The following is a 16,589-nucleotide window of genomic DNA, read 5'->3' as shown; positions in this document are numbered from 1 at the left end:
TATATGGTCGTCGCAGGGTAGGCAAGACCGCTCTGATTGATAATTTTCTGAGGAATAAGGTTAATTCAATATATTTTCTGGCCACAGAAGAATCGTCGCCTTTGAATCTGGAAAGGTTCTCTTCATCCGTATCAAAGCTTCTGGGTATTCCGAGCGCAATGTTCCAGGATTGGGAGTCCGCTCTTGATGCAGCCACCAAAGGCGGGAAGACAGTCGTTGCTATTGATGAGTTCCAGTATCTGGCACAGGCTGATCCTGCTCTCCCTTCCGTATTCCAGCATGCATGGGATACAATCCTTTCCAAAAGGGATGTCATGCTCATCCTGTGTGGTTCGTTCATAGGTATGATGGAGAAGTATACTCTGAACTACTCAAGCCCCCTGTACGGCAGGAGGACGGCATCCATTAAACTGGGTCCTCTGACGTTCTCGGACGTGTGCTTCGTCTCGAAGGGGATCGGGTACCGCAGTCTGGTGGAACGTTATGCCGTGACCGGAGGAGTTCCCCGCTATATGGAGATCATGAACGGAACTTCTCTGGAAGAGGATGTACGCCGTCACATCTTCAGTCGCAACGGCATCCTGCACGAGGAGCCTTTGTTCCTGCTCAAGGACGAGGTGAAGGACCCAGTAAACTACATCAGCATCCTTCGTACGATCGCTGCCGGTAATCGCAAAGTCTCTGACATCGCCGGCAGGATGGAGGTTCCCAGCAACCGTCTCAGCCCCTATCTCAGTACGCTGACGGATATGGAAATCTTGGAGCGTATGGTTCCTGTAACGGAGAACAATCCCGAAAGATGCCGCAACGGGATTTATCGCATAAAGGATGGGCTGATCGGATTTTGGTTTGCTTTTGTCTATCCATACATGGAGTATTTGGACAAAGGACATACGGATGCAGCCATGGAGAACTTCCGCGCCCGTTTCGATGAGAGTTTCGCAAGCTTCGCGTTCGAGGACGTATGCCGCGAGATCGCTGCGAATGAGCTGAAGGGATATCGGAAGACCGGTTCGTACTGGGACAGGGATACGGAGATCGATGTCGTGGCCGTGGATCCCGACGGCAGGAGGATATTCGCAGGCGAATGCAAGTTCCGCAGAGAAGAGAAGGTCACGGTAAAGGTGCTGGAATCCCTCAAGGCGAAATGCGCGAAGGTACGCGATTTCGAGGGATATTCTCTGGAATACGGCCTGTTCTCCGTATCCGGTTTCGATGAGAACCTCAAGGCAGAGGCTGAGAAAGAGGGCGTGAGGCTCTTCGACCTCTCAGGATGTCCGCAATAAGGGCGCGGTTTCGGGCCCCTCGGATGCGCATGCCGGCGTACAGGGCATGCTCATCAGGCGGTTTCCCGCCCTCGCTTCTTCTGGGACCTTTCCTTCTGGATCCTCTCGAACTCCCTGACGGCCGGGATGAACCCCGCCGCCGCGCCCTTCCTGAGCAGTTCCAGGGCCAGGGCCTTGTTCGGAGGCTTGATCTCGCCGTTCAGGTGCATGAGGGCCAGCCGGAACTGGGCGCGCTCATCGCCTTTGCCGGCTGCGACCTGAGCCAGCGCTCGGCCTTCGCCGTGTCCTTCTCGGTCCCTTTCCCGTCATGGTACATGTTGCCGACGGCCGTCTGCGCCCGGGGATGCTTCAGCTTTGCCGCTTCATAATACCATCTGAACGCCTCGCGGTAGTCCTTGAAGGTCCCTTCTCCGCGCTCGTACATCTGCCCCAGCTGGTACATCGCCTCCGCAGTGGAATGGGGCGCGGCCTCTTTCAGGACGGAGAATGCTTTCTCCGGGTCCCTGGGGCATCCTCTCCCGCGGCGCATCATGATCCCGGTCATGGCGCGCGCATCGATGTCCCCTTTGGACCCGGCCTCCGAGTACCACCTGAACGCCTCCGCGTCGGAGGCAGGGACGCCGTACCCTCCGAGGCAGCGGTCGCCCATGTCATGGCAGGCGTCCGCCAGCCCGCCTTCGGCGGCCAGGCGGACCCATTCCGCGCATTGGTCGTCGGACAGGAGCCTGTACTCGGCGCCGATGAGGGCGACGGCATACTCGGTCTCTGGATCGCCTTCGGCGCGGATCCTGGCGAAGCAGCGGTCGGCGGTCTCCCCGTCGCCTCTCCCGACGGCCGCGAGCGCCTCTTCGACCAGGTCCCTGTTCATCGGAAGGTGTTGATGGAACAGGCCGTTAAAAACTCACTGCTCCGGATCGGAGAGCCTCTCCCTGGCCAGCTTCATGGCGTCCTTCGCGTCCTGCACTCCGGCCTTGGCGGCCTTCTCGAACAGCGACAGCGCCTTCTGCGGGTCTGCGGGGATCTCGTTGCCGTAGAGCAGCATGAGGCCGAGGTTGTACTGCGCCTCGGGGTGGCCGGCGTCGGACGCTTTCCCGTACCATTCGGCGGCCTTCTGCGGGTCCTTGGGGACGCCCTCGCCCTCATGGTACATGACGGCGAGGTTGTACATCGCGCGGGTCTCACCCGCCGCGGCGGCCTTGGAGCACCATTCGAACGCTTTCGCGTGGTCCTGAGGCACGCCTTCCCCCGTTCTCGTAGAGGACGGCGAGGTTGAACTGGGCCCCGGAATAGCCCTGCTCTGCGGACTTCGCGATCATCTCGGCCGCGAGGGCATCGTCCCTCTTCGGGCCGGAGCCGTCCAGCAGCATGATCCCCATCTGGTTCTGGGCGCGGGCGTGCCCCTGCTCCGCGGCCCTGCTGTACCAGACGTAAGCTTTGGACAGGTCCTTGGCGGTGCCGTATCCCAGGGAATAGTAGTTGCCGAGGTGGTACTGAGCCTCGGCGTAGCCCTGCTCTGCGGAGTCGCTCATGAGCTCGAACGATTCCTCCGCAGTGTGCCCCAGTTCCGGGAAGTCGGAGATCACCGCGGCGGCCGCGAACTGGCGACCGCATCGCCGTCGGCGGCAGCGGCCATGAACTCGGAGAGGGCACCGGAGTAATCGGAGGACGCCAGCAGCTCGGCGCCCTTCTTCAGGCGGGGGCTGCGGGCCCCGGGAGGATCGGAGGGCATGTCATTCTCCCTTCCCGGACCCGTTCATCTCCCTATCTATCCTGGCTATGATGGGGGCGGCGTCGGTGCGCCCGGCGGCGAACGCCTTCATGAAGTACTCCCGTGCGGTCTTCAGGTCCCTCTCGCACCCGTCTCCGGTCAGGAAGAGCTCGGCGGTGTCGAACTGGGCGTTGGCGAGGCCGCGGTCGGCGGCCGCCTTGCAGTAGGCGAACGCTTTCTCCCTGTCCTTCTCCACGCCTGCGCCCTCATGGTAGAGGTGCGCGATGGCGTATTCCGCCTCCACGACCCCTTCGCGCATGGCGTTGTGGTACAGCGCCGCCGCCTTCGCATAATCGCGGTCGCATCCGACCCCGTGCTCGTACATGGACCCGAGGTTGTAGACGGCGACCTTGCTCCCGGCCTCGATCGCCCTGCAGGTCCAGTACATCCCCCTCTCGGGGGAGTGCTGTACCTCCTTGTCGGAGCAGTACATCAGCCCCAGCTCGCACATGGCGTCCGCGCTGCCGTTCTCCGCGCCTTTGCGGAACCACATGAACGCCTTCTTCCTGTCCTTCGGGCATCCGATCCCGAAGTACAGCATGTTCCCGACGCGGAACTGGCACTCTGCGTCGCCGGCCTCCGCTCCCTCGGAGAAGAGCGAGAACGCCTTCCCGAAGTCCCTCTGCATGAAGGCCTCTTTGCCCTCTGCCAGGGGGCCCTCTGTCTCAGTCATGGGCGAATGATGGCGCGGGTTGTAGATAATACGTTCCCGCATGCGGGAGCCGTCAGAGACGGCCGTTCCGACCCTCGTCCCACTCTCTGAATCCGAATCCGTAGAGCCTCTCGTTCCAGTCCTCCCACTCGTGGTGCTCCTCCTGGACAGCGTCGAGGTCGAGCATCTTGGATATGCCGTAGAGGGTGATGAACCAGAGCCTGTAGTCCGATTCCTCGCAGCCGTCCTCGGTCTCGTGCACGTCCGTACTGTAGAGAAGGCCTTCCTTCTCTCCGCGCTCCAGGACTTTCTTGAACCAGGCGGGGCCGTGATGCCCGTCCCTGAGCCATTTGCGCTTGCCGAAGACGGCCTCAGCGTCGAATATGGACAGCGATCTGTCCCTGAAGTCCGCGTCGCGGTAGCAGTAGCAGAACCATACTGCTTCCAGCAGGGGGTCTGTCTGCCCCATCTTCCCGTCCTTGTACCTGACGGGCACGGAATCTTCCGTGGCCTTCTTTCTGTTGTTCCCGGCCATGGTCCTCTCCTCCTTCGGCAGGCGCTCATTCCGCGGCGGCCTTCCCGCGCTCGGTCTTCCGGAGCGCCGCGATCTCGAGCTCGTCGGCCCTGAGCATGAGCTCGCGGGCGCGGACCGGGTCCTCGGTGCTGCAGTCCCCTTCCTCGTACATGCGGGCCATCTCGCGCACGGCGCTCGGGTCGTCGGAGATCTCGGCGCTGTAGTAGAGGGCCCTGGCGAAGCTTATGTCGCGGGGGACGCCGTCCCCCGACCAGTACATCCTGCCGAGGATGATGCAGGAGCGTGCATCCCCTATCCTCGGCATTACCGGAGTGTTCTTAGTTACGTTTTCCATGTAAGATAGATGCGCCCGGAGTATTTATAATTACTTGTTATTACGTTTTATTTGTATTATGATTCCCGCGGGAATCCCGGGAAGGATCGCGGGAAAGAGGCCTGCGGAACGGAAACGGGCACAGAACGGAATGCCGGGAGAGGGCTGAGATCCGTCCCTCCCCCGGCGGCCGCTTCATTCAAGGAGGGATTTCGTCAGGCTCTCGATCTGCGCCATGTTCTCCTCGGTAGGCGCTGAGGAGATGGTAACATTATTCTCGGCTGCGGAGATGCCTTCGGCCTCGGACAGGATCTCCCTCATGATCTTCCCGGAGCGGGGGCCGAAGGAACCGTTCTCGATGATGCCGACCCGGCGGGAGCCGTACTTCTTGGAGACCAGCTCCTCCAGGAAGATCTTCATGCGGGGGTTGAGCCCGCCCTCGTAGGTGGTGGCGGCGACGATCATCGCCGGGTGCCTGAAGGCCGCTTCGATCGCGTACGAGGCGTCCTGCTCCATGAGGTCGACGAAGGTGGCGGGCCTGCCCATCTTCCTTGCAGTTTCCGCCGCATGCTCGGCGGCCCTCTTCGTGTTGCCGTAGAAGGAGGCGCAGATGACGGCGATGCCGTCATCCTCGGCTCGTACGACGCCCATCCCCTGTAGATGGAGACGTACTTCCCGATGCCCTCCTCCAGGGGGCATCCGTGCAGGGGGCAGATCCTGGCTATGTCCAGCCCGGAGGCCTTGTCCAGGACCTTCAGCACGGCGGCGCCGAACTTCCCGACGATGTTGAAGTAGTACCGGCGGGCCCCTGCCATCCACTCGTAATCTGCTGAGCCGGGGCCGAAACGGCCCCAGGCGTCCACCGAGAACAGCGTCCTCTCGGCCGGAAGGTACGACATGATCACCTCGGGCCAGTGGACGTTGGGGGCCTCGATGAACTTCAGCTGCGTCCCCCCGCCCAGGTCGAGGACGTCGCCCTCCTTCACGGTGTCCGTCACCGCGGACATGTCGGCGTTCAGGAACTGGTTCATCATCCTCAGGGCCTTGGCCGAGGCGACGATCCTCGCCCCGGGGAACATGGAGAGCACCCTCTTCATGCTCGCGGAGTGGTCGGGCTCCATGTGGTGGACGACATAGTAGTCCACGGCCCGTCCTCCGAGCGCTTCGAGGAGCTCCTCCGCCCACCTGTCCGCCACGGACTCGTCGGGGGGCGTCGAGGAGGGCGGTCTTCTCCCCTTTCACGATGTAGGTGTTGTACGCCATGCCGTCGGGGACGGGGTACTGGGACTCGAAAGGGTGCCCGCTGAGGTCGTCCTCGGAGACTAGCGTGACGGAATCGGAGATCTTCCTGATCATGGTTAACGCCGAGGGGATTCGTCATGATGTATTAAACGGAACCGCGGAAGGGCGGGGGCGCATGTCGCGGGAACAAGGAAAGGTCTCGGGGCCTGCGCCCGCGGCCCGGGCAGAAGTCAGAGATAGGTCTGGAGGGAAGAAGGGCCGGCGCAGGGGAAGCGGCGTGTCAGCGGATCCCCTTAGCATCTCTCCCTTCACGAAGGCGATCCTGGGCTCGGCGTCCTTCACTCCGAGCGACCGAGCCTTCTCGAAATACTGCAGCGCAGTGGCGTACGACCTCTGCACGCCGTCCCCCTCGAGGTACAGCACGCCGGTGTCGTAGCAGGCGTCGGGGTGGCCGGCGTCGGCGGCGGCCCGGCACAGCTCTGCGGCCTTCGCGAGGTCCTTCGCGCACCGTACCCGTTGTGGTACATGTGCGCGAGGCAGTATTCCGCCTGGACCACGCCGCGGTCGGCGGCCTGCTCGTAGAGCGCCACCGCCTGCGCGTAGTCGGTGTCCACGCCCTGCCCCCTCTCGTAGAGGGTCCCGAGGTTGTAGAAGGCCTGGGGGTAGCCGGCGTCGGCGGCGGCCTTCAGCCATTCGAAGGCCTTCCTGTCCGACTGCTGGACCCCGTTCCCGAGATGGTACAGCATCCCGGTCTCGTTCATCGCTGCGGGGGACCCCGCCTCGGCGGCCTTGCGGTACCAGATCAGCGCCTTCTTGGTGTCCGCCTCGGTCCCGCGGCCGTAGTAGTAGAGGCCGCCGAGGCGCACCATCGCCTCCGGGTTGCCTGCGGTCGCGCTTTCGAGATAGTACTCGAACGTGCCCTTCCAATCCTCTCTCTCTTGAAGCACTCAATGCCCGCCTGGAGGTCTCCGTCCTTCAGGTATGAATCGATGTCGTATGCCATCCGAACCGCTCTCTTTATCGGAGGGGCGGCCAAAGGCCGCTCCCTGTCTGACGGGGATAACGGCGGAGGTTGATATCATAGGTTGCGGACGCGTACGGGCAGGCCGATGCTTTCAGTGCCTGCCTGAGGCGGACCTCGCCAGCCCCGCGAGCGAGAGGATGAAGACCAGGCGAAGCACGCCAGGGCCATCCATGCCCGAGCTCGGGGGAGACGTCGTAGGTCGTCTTCACGCCGAGGATGCTGTACTCGGAGGTGCCGAACCTGTCCCAGAGGACGAAGGCCGCGGAGACCCCGGCCCCGGCCAGGCCGAGAACGGTGCCGGCGGCCAGCGCGCCGGCACCTTCGGATCCCTTCGCGAGCCCGGCGGCGCAGATGATGACGATCAGCGCCGCGATGATGGCGGCCGCATAAGGCACGTAAACGTGCCAGTCGTCGACGGCGACGGTGTTCCCATCGCTGTCGATCTCGGTGAAGAACTCCTTCCCGGCGACCTCCAGGCCTGTGCCGGAATCGGTGCTGGATGTGCTCCCCAGCAGGCTGCTGCTCACGGTGACGGTCTCGGACGCCCAGTCGGCGAACACCGAGAACGCCGCCGCTGCCGAGATGACGATGACCAGCACGGCGATCATGGCGGATGCTTTCCCCTTCATATCCCATCACGTTCTCCCATCATGTTATTCGAAAGAGGATGATGCTGTCCGTGCTTATCAAACAGAGCCGGCGGCCGCCGCCTGCATCGGTCCGCGCCCCGGTCCGCCGATCCTCTCCATGCAGCTTCCTGCCGCATTTCGGGCAGAATATGCCGGAAATCGGAGGAAACCCCCGCAACAGTGATTAACGGCCCCGCCATGGCCCGAGCATATGGAGGAGCGGACGGTTCTGGTTTCCCGTGACGGAAGGTACCACACGGACCTGCTGAGCGTGCCGCTCTACGGAAGGAAATTCGGCAGGGTCCTGCCGTTCTCCGAGGGGCTGTCGGCCGTCAGGGACGGGCCATCCGCGTACCACATCGGATATGACGGGGAGCCCGCCTACAGTGCCAGGTTCCTCGATGCGTACTCCTTCTCCGAGGGTTTGGCGGCAGTGAAGGACGGTTCCGGATGGTTCCACATCCGGAAGGACGGCTCGCCCGCCTATCCGATGCGGTTCCGCTGGTGCGGGAATTTCCGCGAGGGGATGTGCGCCGTCAGGAAGGAGGACGGGAGGTACGCGTTCCTCGGCCCCGGGTTCGGGATCAAAGGGGATTTCCTGTGGGCGGGGGACTTCTCGGAAGGCTCGCGCCGGTCATCTCGGCGGACGGGAAGGCGTTCCACGTCCGGAAGGACTGCGGGCCTGCGTATCCAGCGAGGTTCCTGGAATGCGGGGACTTCCATGAAGGGAAGGCACCTGTCAGGGACGTCAGGGGATGGTTCGGGATCGACGCCTCCGGGAAGGAGATCGGCCCGGAGCGTTACGGCAGCATCGTGTACAAGGGCTGCGGGGAATGGAGGGCGGTCCGCGGGAAGGAGGTCCTGCTGCTGTCGGATGAAGGCGGCAGAGCATCGGTCCATTATCTGATGAACCTTCCGGACAGACCGTCGCTGACATACGGCCGGGACCTATGGTGGTTCTCCGACATGCCATCGAGGCGCTGGGACTCCTGCGTGCTGGTCATGAGGCACTCGGCCAGGGACCGTTTCTCCCGCTCCGACTTCCAGATCCACTCCCCGTCCCTGAACGCGCAGGGAGAGCCGCTGGCGCGCGCCGCTGGAAAGGCGGTGAGGAAGGCGCTGGAGTCCCATGGCTGTCATATCGAGATCTACTCCAGCCCGGTGCAGAGGTGCATGCAGACGGCCGGGTTCATCTCGGACGAATGCCGCGGCCCGGAACCGGTGCCGTCGGAGGTCCTCGGGGAGCCAGGGACCCCGTTCGTCTCCGACGAGGCTGCCGTGGAGTAGACGTGGAAGGATTATCCAGTGTCCGAGATTACCTTCTGCGACCTCGCGGGCGCGAGCACGCCAGGGCTGCACCCGCCCGAGAAGAACGCGGAGCTCCTGCTGAAGGCGCTGAGGCCGAAGCTGGAGGAGGGCGGGCTGCTGACGGTGTGCGTCACCCACGACCTGTACCTGATGAGGGTCATCGGATACCTCGCGGGGAGGTACCCGGACGACACCTGGGCGGATTTCTGCGAGGGGTTCATGCTCATCAGGCGCGGGAAGGAGGAGTTCTTCGTGTTGAGGGGGAAGGAATTCCCTCTTCCGGACAGGTTCCCGCGGAAGGCGATAGACACCGCGCCGCTGTGGAGAAGGAAAGAGCTTCCTTCAGAGGAATCTGGCTCTCATGATCTCGGCGAGGGCATGAGGTTCGAAGGAGGCTGGGTCCTCGATGCTTCCGGGAAGAGGATCGGCGGGCTGTACGCCTGGGCGGGAAGAGCGGAGAACGGGATGGTGCCGTTCAGGAGGGAGGACGGCAGCTGCGGGCACGTGCGGGAGGACGGGGTGCAGCCCTACCGCTTCCGCTTCGACGATGCCGATCCCTTCTCGAACACGGCGGCGCCGGTGTGGAGGGACGGCCTCGGGTGCACCTTCATCTCGGATGCGGGGGAGCTGCTTATCGACGACTGGCACATCGAGTGCCGGCCTTATTCGGAGGGGTATTCGGCGGTCAGGGACGCGGACGGATGGTACCACATTGATACCTATGGGAAACCGCTGTATCCCGAGAGGTATGAGGAGGCAGGGGATTTCAGGAACGGGGAGGCTCTGTGTAGAAAAGAGAAAGAATTCATCATTGTTAGCAATAATGGAGAAAAAAAGTTGTTTCTTGATTCGTAATCAAAACTTCAGGGCATTAACAAATGAATAGCGATGTATTTTGGGTATTTAATGCTCAGAATCGGTCAGAATCGGTTACCCCTTCCCCATAAGGAAATATATACCATAGTTTTTCTTTGAATCATGGTCGACAAGCTGCACTTTCAGATGGGCGAATTGTTCTCTGGACCTGGAGGAATCGCATTAGGTGCAGACTTGGCCGTCAAGTCAATGAATGGCTCTGTAGAATTAGTCCATGAATGGGCAAATGATTTCGACAGAGACACCTGCAAGACATATCAGAGGAACATCAACATTGATCCGAAGAGCATAAAGTGCAAAGACGTACGCCGTTTGGACCTGGAATCTTTGCCGCCCATCAACGCTTTTTCATTCGGGTTCCCATGCAATGATTACAGTGTGGTTGGCGAGCATAAAGGGATGAACGGGGACTACGGTCCGCTTTACTCCTACGGTGTGAAGATTCTTCGCAGCCATAAGCCCGATTGGTTCATGGCCGAGAATGTAAGCGGTCTTCGCAATTCAAACGACGGTCGGGATTTTCAAAAGATTCTCGATGAGATGTTCAATGCAGGTTACGATCTTTTCCCTAACCTCTACTGTTTCGAGAATTACGGGGTGCCGCAGGCCAGGCACAGGATCATCATCGTTGGTTTCAGGGAGGATCTCGGCCTGAAGTTCCAGATTCCGAAGCCGAGTTACAAAATCAAAACAGCCAGAGAGGCCATCGAAGTCCCTCCGATACCTTCCGATGCTCCCAACAATGAACGCACGGTACAGAGCGAGGCAGTCGTTGAGCGTCTGAAATATATCAAACCAGGCGAAAATGCATTCACTGCAGATCTCCCGGAAAATCTGCGTCTGAACATCAAAGGCGCCAAGATAAGCCAGATCTACCGCAGATTGGATCCCGATAAACCGGCCTATACGCTAACCAGTTCCGGAGGAGGAGGGACGCACATGTATCATTGGTCGGAATCGCGTGCCCTTACCAACCGCGAAAGGGCAAGGATACAGACGTTCCCTGATGATTTCGTTTTCGAAGGCAACAAAGAGAGTGTCAGGAAACAGATCGGAATGGCAGTGCCGCCTGAGGGGGCGAAAATAATCTTCGAAGCGATATTCAAGACCTGCCTCGGAATCGAATATGAATCGGTTCCCGCATCGCTTCCTGAGATGATTCATGAGAACAAAGGAAGGATGTCGAACGGAAGCCCTAATTTCGAATCAGAAACAGTCTGAGCCAGACATTGAATTCTTCAATCGCATATTGCTGGATCCTGCGGATACATGCGACGAGTTGCTTATTGTTTCCGGGTATGCCAGTTCTTCAATGCTTAAACGCCATCTCGATATCCTGGATCAGAAATTAAAGCCCAAAGGAAAAACAATCCGCATCCAGTTAATCATCGGCATGGCTTCTGAAGACTGCATTTCATATGTAGAGCATGAGGCTTTCAAGGATCTTGTTAAAAAACACCCCAATGTAAAGTGCTCCTATACCATGACCAACGCCATCCCGTGTCATGCAAAACTGTACATATGGAGAAGAAACGGGGTCCCAGTCTTGGCATTTTCTGGTTCGGCAAATTATTCTCAGAATGCATTCTTCGGCAAACGTGCAGAAGCCATGGTAAAATGCGATCCTCAGTCAGCTTTGGAGTTTTACGAAAGCATCGAACCTGAATCTGCTTCCTGTGATTTCAACGAGATTGAAGACGCCGTCATGATTGTGTCGGAAAATAAGTTCCGCAGAGAAATAGATGAGATGAAGAAAACCCCGACTGACAAGAAAAAGTACGTGGACTTGCCGCTCGTAGACAGGGAAGGGAAGGTCGGGAGCCGTTCAGGACTCAACTGGGGCCAGAGGCCAAACCGGGATCCCAACCAGGCTTATATCCCGATTCCCGCTTCGATAGGGAGGAAAAATTTCTTCCCGCCGAAAGGAACGGTATTCACTGTTATGACTGATGACGGTTTTGTATTCCAATGCGTGACTGCTCAGAATGAGAAAGGAAGAGTCCCAAAAGCCATAGAGACATCCAACGACAACAGCGAACTGGGAGCGTATTTCAGGAGAAGACTGGAAGTCGGTTCCGGAGAAGTCGTGAAAACAGAAGATCTCGACCGTTACGGCCGTAAAACAGTTACGTTCATTGATTTGGGCGATGGCTCATACTATATGGATTTCAGTATTCCGCGTGGCCATAATGAGAATCTAAGCTGAGGAAATCAATTCCGCATACCTCTGACGGCGGCTTCGACTTTATCCGCACATTCGGACGTGTGCTTGTCGATATCTTCTCCCCAGAACCTGATTACTTTCCACCCGTTCTCCTCGAGTAAAGAATTGACTTCCTTGTCACGTTCGATGTTGCGCTCGATTTTCGGAATCCAATAATTGCGGTTCGATTGGATTTCGTCCTTCCTCTTCTCCCAATCCTTCCCGTGCCAGAACTCCGAATCGCAGAACACCGCGACCTTCGCACCTTTGAACACGATATCGGGCTTGCCCGGGACATCCCTGCAGTTCTTCCGGTATCTGAGGCCCCTGCTCCACAGCTCTTTCCGAAGCCGGACCTCGATCTCGGTGTCCTTGCATTTGATGGCGGCCATGTTCTTATGGCGCTGCTCGGGGGTATGGTTGTCCACAGTCTCAAATCTGAACACCCGTATTTGGAATTTCAAGTCACTTATGATGTTCTTCTGGTTTGCCGGAACAATATTCCGGTACAACGTTCGGCAATTCTCCGAATGACTTGTGACGGCCCCGATCTGCGGTAATCTCGACCGCCTGTTTTGGTTTCCAGTGGAAACGGTATTTAAATAAACCACCGTTTCGTGTGCACTTCTAATATTTAGTTTTTCGGTATTAAATAGTAGAAATGCATACTGTATACTGCCAGTAAGAACAACTGCTGGCTCATTCGAAAACAGAAGTACGCCCGTAACGATTACCACACCTTGCGGGCGGCCACCTGGAGATGACAACAGATGACAAGAAGGAATAAGGCTCAGAGGAATTTAAAGACCGATGCTCGGATGACCCCCTGCGATGTGAAGGTTAAGGGCACATTCGCCGAACCGCCGAAGAAAGTGAAGCTTCCGCCGAGGAAACCGACCTCCGAGGAACAGCGGGCGAACAACCTCGCCCCAGTCGAATTCTCCAGGGAATCGGCTTCGGTCGGAAACTGGATCCCGCTGTTCCGGAAGGAACTGGCGGAAATGAACTCGGGGAAGGTCGGGAGACCTTATTCTTTCTGTGATTCGATGATTGTCTGGATCGTATCCCTCCAGACACTGATCAAGGGCACATACCGTACGGCCGCCGGCTTGGCGGCGGCCATACTGGAGGGCCACGGCATGAAGGCACCTTCGTATTCCAGACTCTTCGAACGTTCTGCGGAAATGCTGGACCGGATGCTTTCAGAGAATGGCGAAACGTACATCATCAGGGCAGGAAGCAATGTCATCGGCCGCCCGCGCAACGTAGGCATAGATTCTTCCGGATTCAACCTCTCGAACACCTGTCTCTGGAGGAAGGAGAAATGGGGGACGGGTCCGAAACGCAGGGGATGGCTGAAACTCCATGTGCTGTCCGATGTGGATACGGGAGAAGTCATCGCGTTCGCGGTGACGGACAAAAACACGGGCGATTCGCCGCTGATGATCCCCCTGCTGGATGCGGCGGTGGCCGCAGGCCACCGTATCGGCACCGTGTATGCCGACGGGGCATACAGCTCGGCGGAGAACTTCGATCACGTCTGCGGAAGACTCGGGACAAGATTCGTCACCAGCTTCAAAGTGAACACGAAGCCTGTGAACGGCGGTTCTCGTTACAGAGGAGAGGCGACCAGGCTCTGGTGCAGCATGCCGTATGCGGAATGGGTAGAGAAAAGCGGTTACGGACGCCGTTGGAAATCGGAATGCGGATTCAGCGACGTGAAACGTCTCTTCGGGGAGTCGATACATGCGTTCACGATGAAAGGGGCAGTCCGCAAGCTGCTGATGAAGACGGAGACATTCAGCAGGTACAAGGAACAGAGGGCGATCCTGCTGAGCGGATGCCTGGCATCATCCTGATGCCGGCATCGGTTCTGGCAGCAATCATTGTCGCGAGTTAATTATCGAACGTTGTAATATTCCGGCAATCTTATTAGTATGCGTAAACGGATTGAGACACGGATTTTATGCCGTTCGATCCCGATTCAGATCAGTATGAAGTTTTGAAAGATCTGATAAAAATCTTTCAAAAAACGATACGCCGTGGGATAAAATAGAGCAAGAAATAGACTCTGCCGATTTCCGTCAGTCTCTCAAATTCTTATCTTGCCCGATAGTAGACAAGGAGCAATGGATCATACTTGTCGACTCCGTGAGGAAGGTCGAAGAGAGGAGAAAAGAATACGAGTACGATGTGGAATCGAACACTCTCAGCGACAGGGACTGTTCCAAAGTAGATCTTCCGAAAGGAGAATTTTCTTGCTGGCAGTTGTATCGTAAAAGACTTCTGCATGAGAAGAATTTTTCAGAATCCAGCGTAGACAGGATAGAGGCAGAGTGCTTCAATATCCTTAAGCATCTGAAGAAAGAGACAAAGGACAATCCTGTGAAAGGCATGGTTGTCGGTAGCGTTCAGTCAGGCAAGACCGCAAACATGGCGGGGCTCATCGCCATGGCGGCTGACAACGGATGGAACATGTTCATCGTCCTCACTGGCACCATCGACAGCCTGCGTATTCAGACAAGAGACAGGCTGGACGACGATCTCAGGAGCCAGGAATCCGACGTCAGGTTTGAATTGCTGGAAAATCCCAAGAAGAATGATGCTCAGAACCTACTGAGCAAAATGAGGTTGGGGGAAAGCGACGGCGTAGCTATCTCTGCGTATGTCTGAAAAATTCAAGCAGGCTGAAAGACCTGTACGGATGGTTAAACAGCGATAAGAACAAGCGCTCTCTGAGAATCCTTCTCATCGATGACGAGGCCGATCAGGCCAGCATCAATACCGCCAAGCCTGATAAGGAGAGGAAGGCGGTCAACCGCTGGATCGTGCAGATGGTGAATAACACCGGCAGGTCCGGCAAAAAGAGCAGCGGGGCAGCCAATTACGATTACGGGGCAATGAATTACGTCTGCTACACTGCCACGCCGTATGCCAATTTCCTCAGCGAAGGCTCCGAGGAATCGCTCTACCCCAGAAATTTCATAACGGTGCTCCGTCCGCCGAACACCTATTTCGGACAGACGGAAATCTTCGGTCTTCCGGACCAGGACTGGGCACCGGGGCTCAATATCGTCAGCACCGAGTTCTCGGTCGACAATGAAGCCAGGGCGATATGCCGGGGATCCGAGCAGGCGCAGCCGGGATTGGTGGAGGCGCTTTGCTGGTTCGTCTGTTGCGTCGGGGTTCAGAGATTCCGCGGATACACCAAACCGGTGAGCATGCTCGTTCACACCAGCATGCGCAAGGACGACCACAAGAAGATGGCCGAGGCGATACAATACTGCCTGGGGAGGAACAACGGCATCATCACCGTTTCCAGATGCCAGGCGGTATACGATAAGGTGAAGAGCTTCATCTCCGCCGCGGATCTGTGCAGAGATTACCCGGGAGGTTTCGGGATCAATGAGAAGGAAATCAACGGGTATCTGGAATTCAGTGCCATCAAACCTCACATCGAGGAACTGCTTGAGTTCAACGCTTCAAACATCCAGATCAATGAAGAAGGGGAACCGAAATATCACAGGGGAATACACATCTGCATAGACAACTCCTCCGGGGACACACTGCCCGGAGACTGGGAATCCGTGATGCCCCGGCTCATCTATCCGAAAAAGGAACTCGGATTTGCGACGGCGTTCATCGTTGTCGGCGGGAACACGCTGTCCAGAGGGCTGACCATCGAGGGATTGGTGAGCTCGTATTTCGGGCGGTCCGTAAAGCAGATGGACACGCTCATCCAGATGGGCCGCTGGTTCGGGTATCGGCCCGGCTATGAGCTCCTTCTCCGGATCTGGATGTCCGAGAAGACGTATGACGATTTCCAGCTGTCTGCCGATGTCGATTATGCGCTCAGGAGCTTCATCAGGTCCTATTACGACATCTACACCCCGGAAGAATTCCCGCCGCTGGTGAAGAAATTCTCCAAGGTGGGCTATCTAGTGGATGTTACAGCGGCCAACAAGAGACGTGCGGCAGTCGAGGACTTTGATTTCTCAGGTCAGACCATCTCCACTCCTTCCCTTGTTGACGATGAAGATTTCCAGGAAAGCAACATGCGGGTCGTGAGGGACTTCCTGGCGAAGGCAGGGAAATGGGAATACAGCTCCATCCAGAAATCCGATCCGGTATGGAGGAACGTTCCGAACGAGACCGTATTCAAGGAATTCATGGAGCGCTTCGATTTCGATCAAGGCGGAGACCGGAACGGTTTCAGCGAGATAGGCGAACTGAAGAAGTGGATGAAGAACCGCGATCTCTCGAATTGGAATGTGGTTTTCGGCTCTGTCGACAGCAACGAAAAGAAGTTTGAGATTTCCGGCAATCTGGAAGTCGGCATGATCTCCCGTTCGGTCAGGAAGAAACGTTCCAAGAATGACCGCTATGCGATGATAGCGAGCCTGAGCAACCCGTCGGACCTGATAGCGGATGTGGTCAGGGATTCCCTGAGTCCGGAAAACAAGAAGGAATTCGACAGCCTCAAGAGTAAGATATCGCAGAACTCAGGAAGGATGCGCATCATTGCGGGCCTGGGCAATACGCCCCTGCTGATCCTGTATTGCATCGACAAGGATTCAAAGGCCAGAGCCGGATCCACCCGCAGATACGACCTCAACGCGAAGACGGACATGATCGGCGTCTGCGTGGTCCTTCCCAGCGACACCAAGGAGACGGCCGAAGCTAAGTACCTGCACATACCCAAGAGAATGGTCAGCGGAGAGGATTTGACCGATGATGAGGATTGAGATATCCC

At 57.8% G+C, this 16,589-nt stretch carries 22 protein-coding genes and 1 pseudogene; 9 read left to right on the top strand and 14 right to left on the bottom strand.

The features are described from left to right. Positions 1-1,286: ATP-binding protein (locus tag AUQ37_RS09205; RefSeq protein WP_157844416.1), on the top strand; the 1,286-nt coding region annotated here is incomplete at its 5' end. A 53-nt stretch (positions 1,287-1,339) separates the two neighbouring features. Here the strand turns inward: AUQ37_RS09205 and AUQ37_RS10215 are convergent. The 13 genes from AUQ37_RS10215 to AUQ37_RS09155 all read right to left on the bottom strand — a co-directional run bounded on the left by AUQ37_RS10215 (position 1,340) and on the right by AUQ37_RS09155 (position 7,449). After that, entirely contained in the window at positions 1,340-1,495 is a 156-nt protein-coding gene (locus AUQ37_RS10215; RefSeq protein ID WP_157844415.1) for a hypothetical protein, read from the bottom strand. Then, positions 1,486-2,154, bottom strand: a complete 669-nt coding sequence (locus AUQ37_RS09200; protein WP_058748354.1) for a tetratricopeptide repeat protein — start codon at positions 2,152-2,154, stop codon at positions 1,486-1,488. Before AUQ37_RS09200 ends, AUQ37_RS10215 begins: the two co-directional genes overlap by 10 nt. 33 nt (positions 2,155-2,187) lie before the next feature. Continuing rightward, positions 2,188-2,523 (bottom strand): tetratricopeptide repeat protein, encoded by a 336-nt coding sequence (locus AUQ37_RS09195; RefSeq protein WP_082662528.1) that lies wholly within the window; start codon positions 2,521-2,523, stop codon positions 2,188-2,190. Next, positions 2,465-2,869 (bottom strand): tetratricopeptide repeat protein, encoded by a 405-nt coding sequence (locus AUQ37_RS09190; RefSeq protein WP_058748352.1) that lies wholly within the window; start codon positions 2,867-2,869, stop codon positions 2,465-2,467. Before AUQ37_RS09190 ends, AUQ37_RS09195 begins: the two co-directional genes overlap by 59 nt. Continuing rightward, a complete protein-coding gene (locus AUQ37_RS10210; protein WP_157844414.1) occupies positions 2,866-3,015 on the bottom strand; it encodes a hypothetical protein in 150 nt (49 codons plus the stop codon). Before AUQ37_RS10210 ends, AUQ37_RS09190 begins: the two co-directional genes overlap by 4 nt. A 1-nt stretch (position 3,016) precedes the next feature. After that, the gene (locus tag AUQ37_RS10290) at positions 3,017-3,727 is read right to left on the bottom strand and encodes a tetratricopeptide repeat protein (protein WP_058748351.1); all 711 of its coding nucleotides are present in this window, start codon (positions 3,725-3,727) and stop codon (positions 3,017-3,019) included. 52 nt (positions 3,728-3,779) lie between these two features. Beyond that, on the bottom strand, positions 3,780-4,241 hold the full coding sequence (locus tag AUQ37_RS10285; protein WP_058748350.1) for a hypothetical protein: 462 nt from the start codon (positions 4,239-4,241) through the stop codon (positions 3,780-3,782). A 25-nt stretch (positions 4,242-4,266) separates the two neighbouring features. After that, complete coding sequence (locus AUQ37_RS09175) at positions 4,267-4,575, bottom strand: tetratricopeptide repeat protein (protein ID WP_157844413.1); 309 nt, start codon at positions 4,573-4,575, stop codon at positions 4,267-4,269. 174 nt (positions 4,576-4,749) lie between these two features. Then, a complete protein-coding gene (locus AUQ37_RS09170; protein ID WP_157844412.1) occupies positions 4,750-5,100 on the bottom strand; it encodes a hypothetical protein in 351 nt (116 codons plus the stop codon). Further along, positions 5,016-5,750 (bottom strand): FprA family A-type flavoprotein, encoded by a 735-nt coding sequence (locus AUQ37_RS09165; RefSeq protein ID WP_058748347.1) that lies wholly within the window; start codon positions 5,748-5,750, stop codon positions 5,016-5,018. Before AUQ37_RS09165 ends, AUQ37_RS09170 begins: the two co-directional genes overlap by 85 nt. A gap of 181 nt (positions 5,751-5,931) precedes the next feature. Beyond that, positions 5,932-6,195, bottom strand: a complete 264-nt coding sequence (locus AUQ37_RS13805; RefSeq protein WP_394325629.1) for a hypothetical protein — start codon at positions 6,193-6,195, stop codon at positions 5,932-5,934. Continuing rightward, positions 6,135-6,743 carry a tetratricopeptide repeat protein gene (locus AUQ37_RS09160; protein WP_058748346.1) on the bottom strand — a complete coding sequence of 203 codons (609 nt, stop codon included), beginning with the start codon at positions 6,741-6,743 and terminating at the stop codon, positions 6,135-6,137. Before AUQ37_RS09160 ends, AUQ37_RS13805 begins: the two co-directional genes overlap by 61 nt. Before the next feature lie 70 nt (positions 6,744-6,813). After that, positions 6,814-7,449 (bottom strand): hypothetical protein, encoded by a 636-nt coding sequence (locus AUQ37_RS09155; protein ID WP_058748345.1) that lies wholly within the window; start codon positions 7,447-7,449, stop codon positions 6,814-6,816. A 211-nt stretch (positions 7,450-7,660) separates the two neighbouring features. Here AUQ37_RS09155 and AUQ37_RS13800 point away from each other — a divergent pair. The 5 genes and pseudogenes from AUQ37_RS13800 to AUQ37_RS09135 all read left to right on the top strand — a co-directional run. Next, positions 7,661-7,990: pseudogene (locus AUQ37_RS13800) on the top strand (WG repeat-containing protein); the annotation flags it as partial. A gap of 59 nt (positions 7,991-8,049) precedes the next feature. Then, positions 8,050-8,736 (top strand): phosphoglycerate mutase family protein, encoded by a 687-nt coding sequence (locus tag AUQ37_RS12725; RefSeq protein WP_058748344.1) that lies wholly within the window; start codon positions 8,050-8,052, stop codon positions 8,734-8,736. A gap of 18 nt (positions 8,737-8,754) precedes the next feature. Next, a complete protein-coding gene (locus AUQ37_RS09145; protein ID WP_058748343.1) occupies positions 8,755-9,612 on the top strand; it encodes a WG repeat-containing protein in 858 nt (285 codons plus the stop codon). A gap of 135 nt (positions 9,613-9,747) precedes the next feature. Beyond that, positions 9,748-10,854: a DNA cytosine methyltransferase gene (locus tag AUQ37_RS09140; RefSeq protein WP_058748357.1), complete on the top strand. Its 1,107-nt coding sequence runs from the start codon at positions 9,748-9,750 to the stop codon at positions 10,852-10,854. Further along, positions 10,796-11,839 (top strand): restriction endonuclease PLD domain-containing protein, encoded by a 1,044-nt coding sequence (locus AUQ37_RS09135; RefSeq protein WP_082662524.1) that lies wholly within the window; start codon positions 10,796-10,798, stop codon positions 11,837-11,839. The genes AUQ37_RS09140 and AUQ37_RS09135 overlap by 59 nt, the downstream gene beginning before the upstream one ends. A gap of 5 nt (positions 11,840-11,844) precedes the next feature. Here the strand turns inward: AUQ37_RS09135 and AUQ37_RS09130 are convergent, their stop codons facing one another. Further along, positions 11,845-12,264 carry a very short patch repair endonuclease gene (locus tag AUQ37_RS09130; protein WP_058748341.1) on the bottom strand — a complete coding sequence of 140 codons (420 nt, stop codon included), beginning with the start codon at positions 12,262-12,264 and terminating at the stop codon, positions 11,845-11,847. Between the two features lie 405 nt (positions 12,265-12,669). On the opposite strand from AUQ37_RS09130, the gene AUQ37_RS09125 reads away from it, so the two are divergent. The 3 genes from AUQ37_RS09125 to AUQ37_RS09115 all read left to right on the top strand — a co-directional run bounded on the left by AUQ37_RS09125 (position 12,670) and on the right by AUQ37_RS09115 (position 16,581). Further along, entirely contained in the window at positions 12,670-13,695 is a 1,026-nt protein-coding gene (locus tag AUQ37_RS09125; RefSeq protein WP_157844409.1) for an IS5 family transposase, read from the top strand. A 292-nt stretch (positions 13,696-13,987) separates the two neighbouring features. Then, positions 13,988-14,509 carry a hypothetical protein gene (locus AUQ37_RS09120; RefSeq protein ID WP_058748339.1) on the top strand — a complete coding sequence of 174 codons (522 nt, stop codon included), beginning with the start codon at positions 13,988-13,990 and terminating at the stop codon, positions 14,507-14,509. Between the two features lie 161 nt (positions 14,510-14,670). Beyond that, on the top strand, positions 14,671-16,581 hold the full coding sequence (locus AUQ37_RS09115) for a Z1 domain-containing protein (RefSeq protein WP_058748338.1): 1,911 nt from the start codon (positions 14,671-14,673) through the stop codon (positions 16,579-16,581). The last annotated feature ends 8 nt before the right edge of the window (positions 16,582-16,589 follow it).

The organism is Candidatus Methanomethylophilus sp. 1R26, assembly GCF_001481295.1.
In the GTDB taxonomy this organism is placed as follows: Archaea; Thermoplasmatota; Thermoplasmata; order Methanomassiliicoccales; family Methanomethylophilaceae; genus Methanomethylophilus.
The sequence above is the reverse complement of the archived record's forward strand: the minus strand, read 5'-3'. Positions and strand labels throughout refer to the sequence as shown.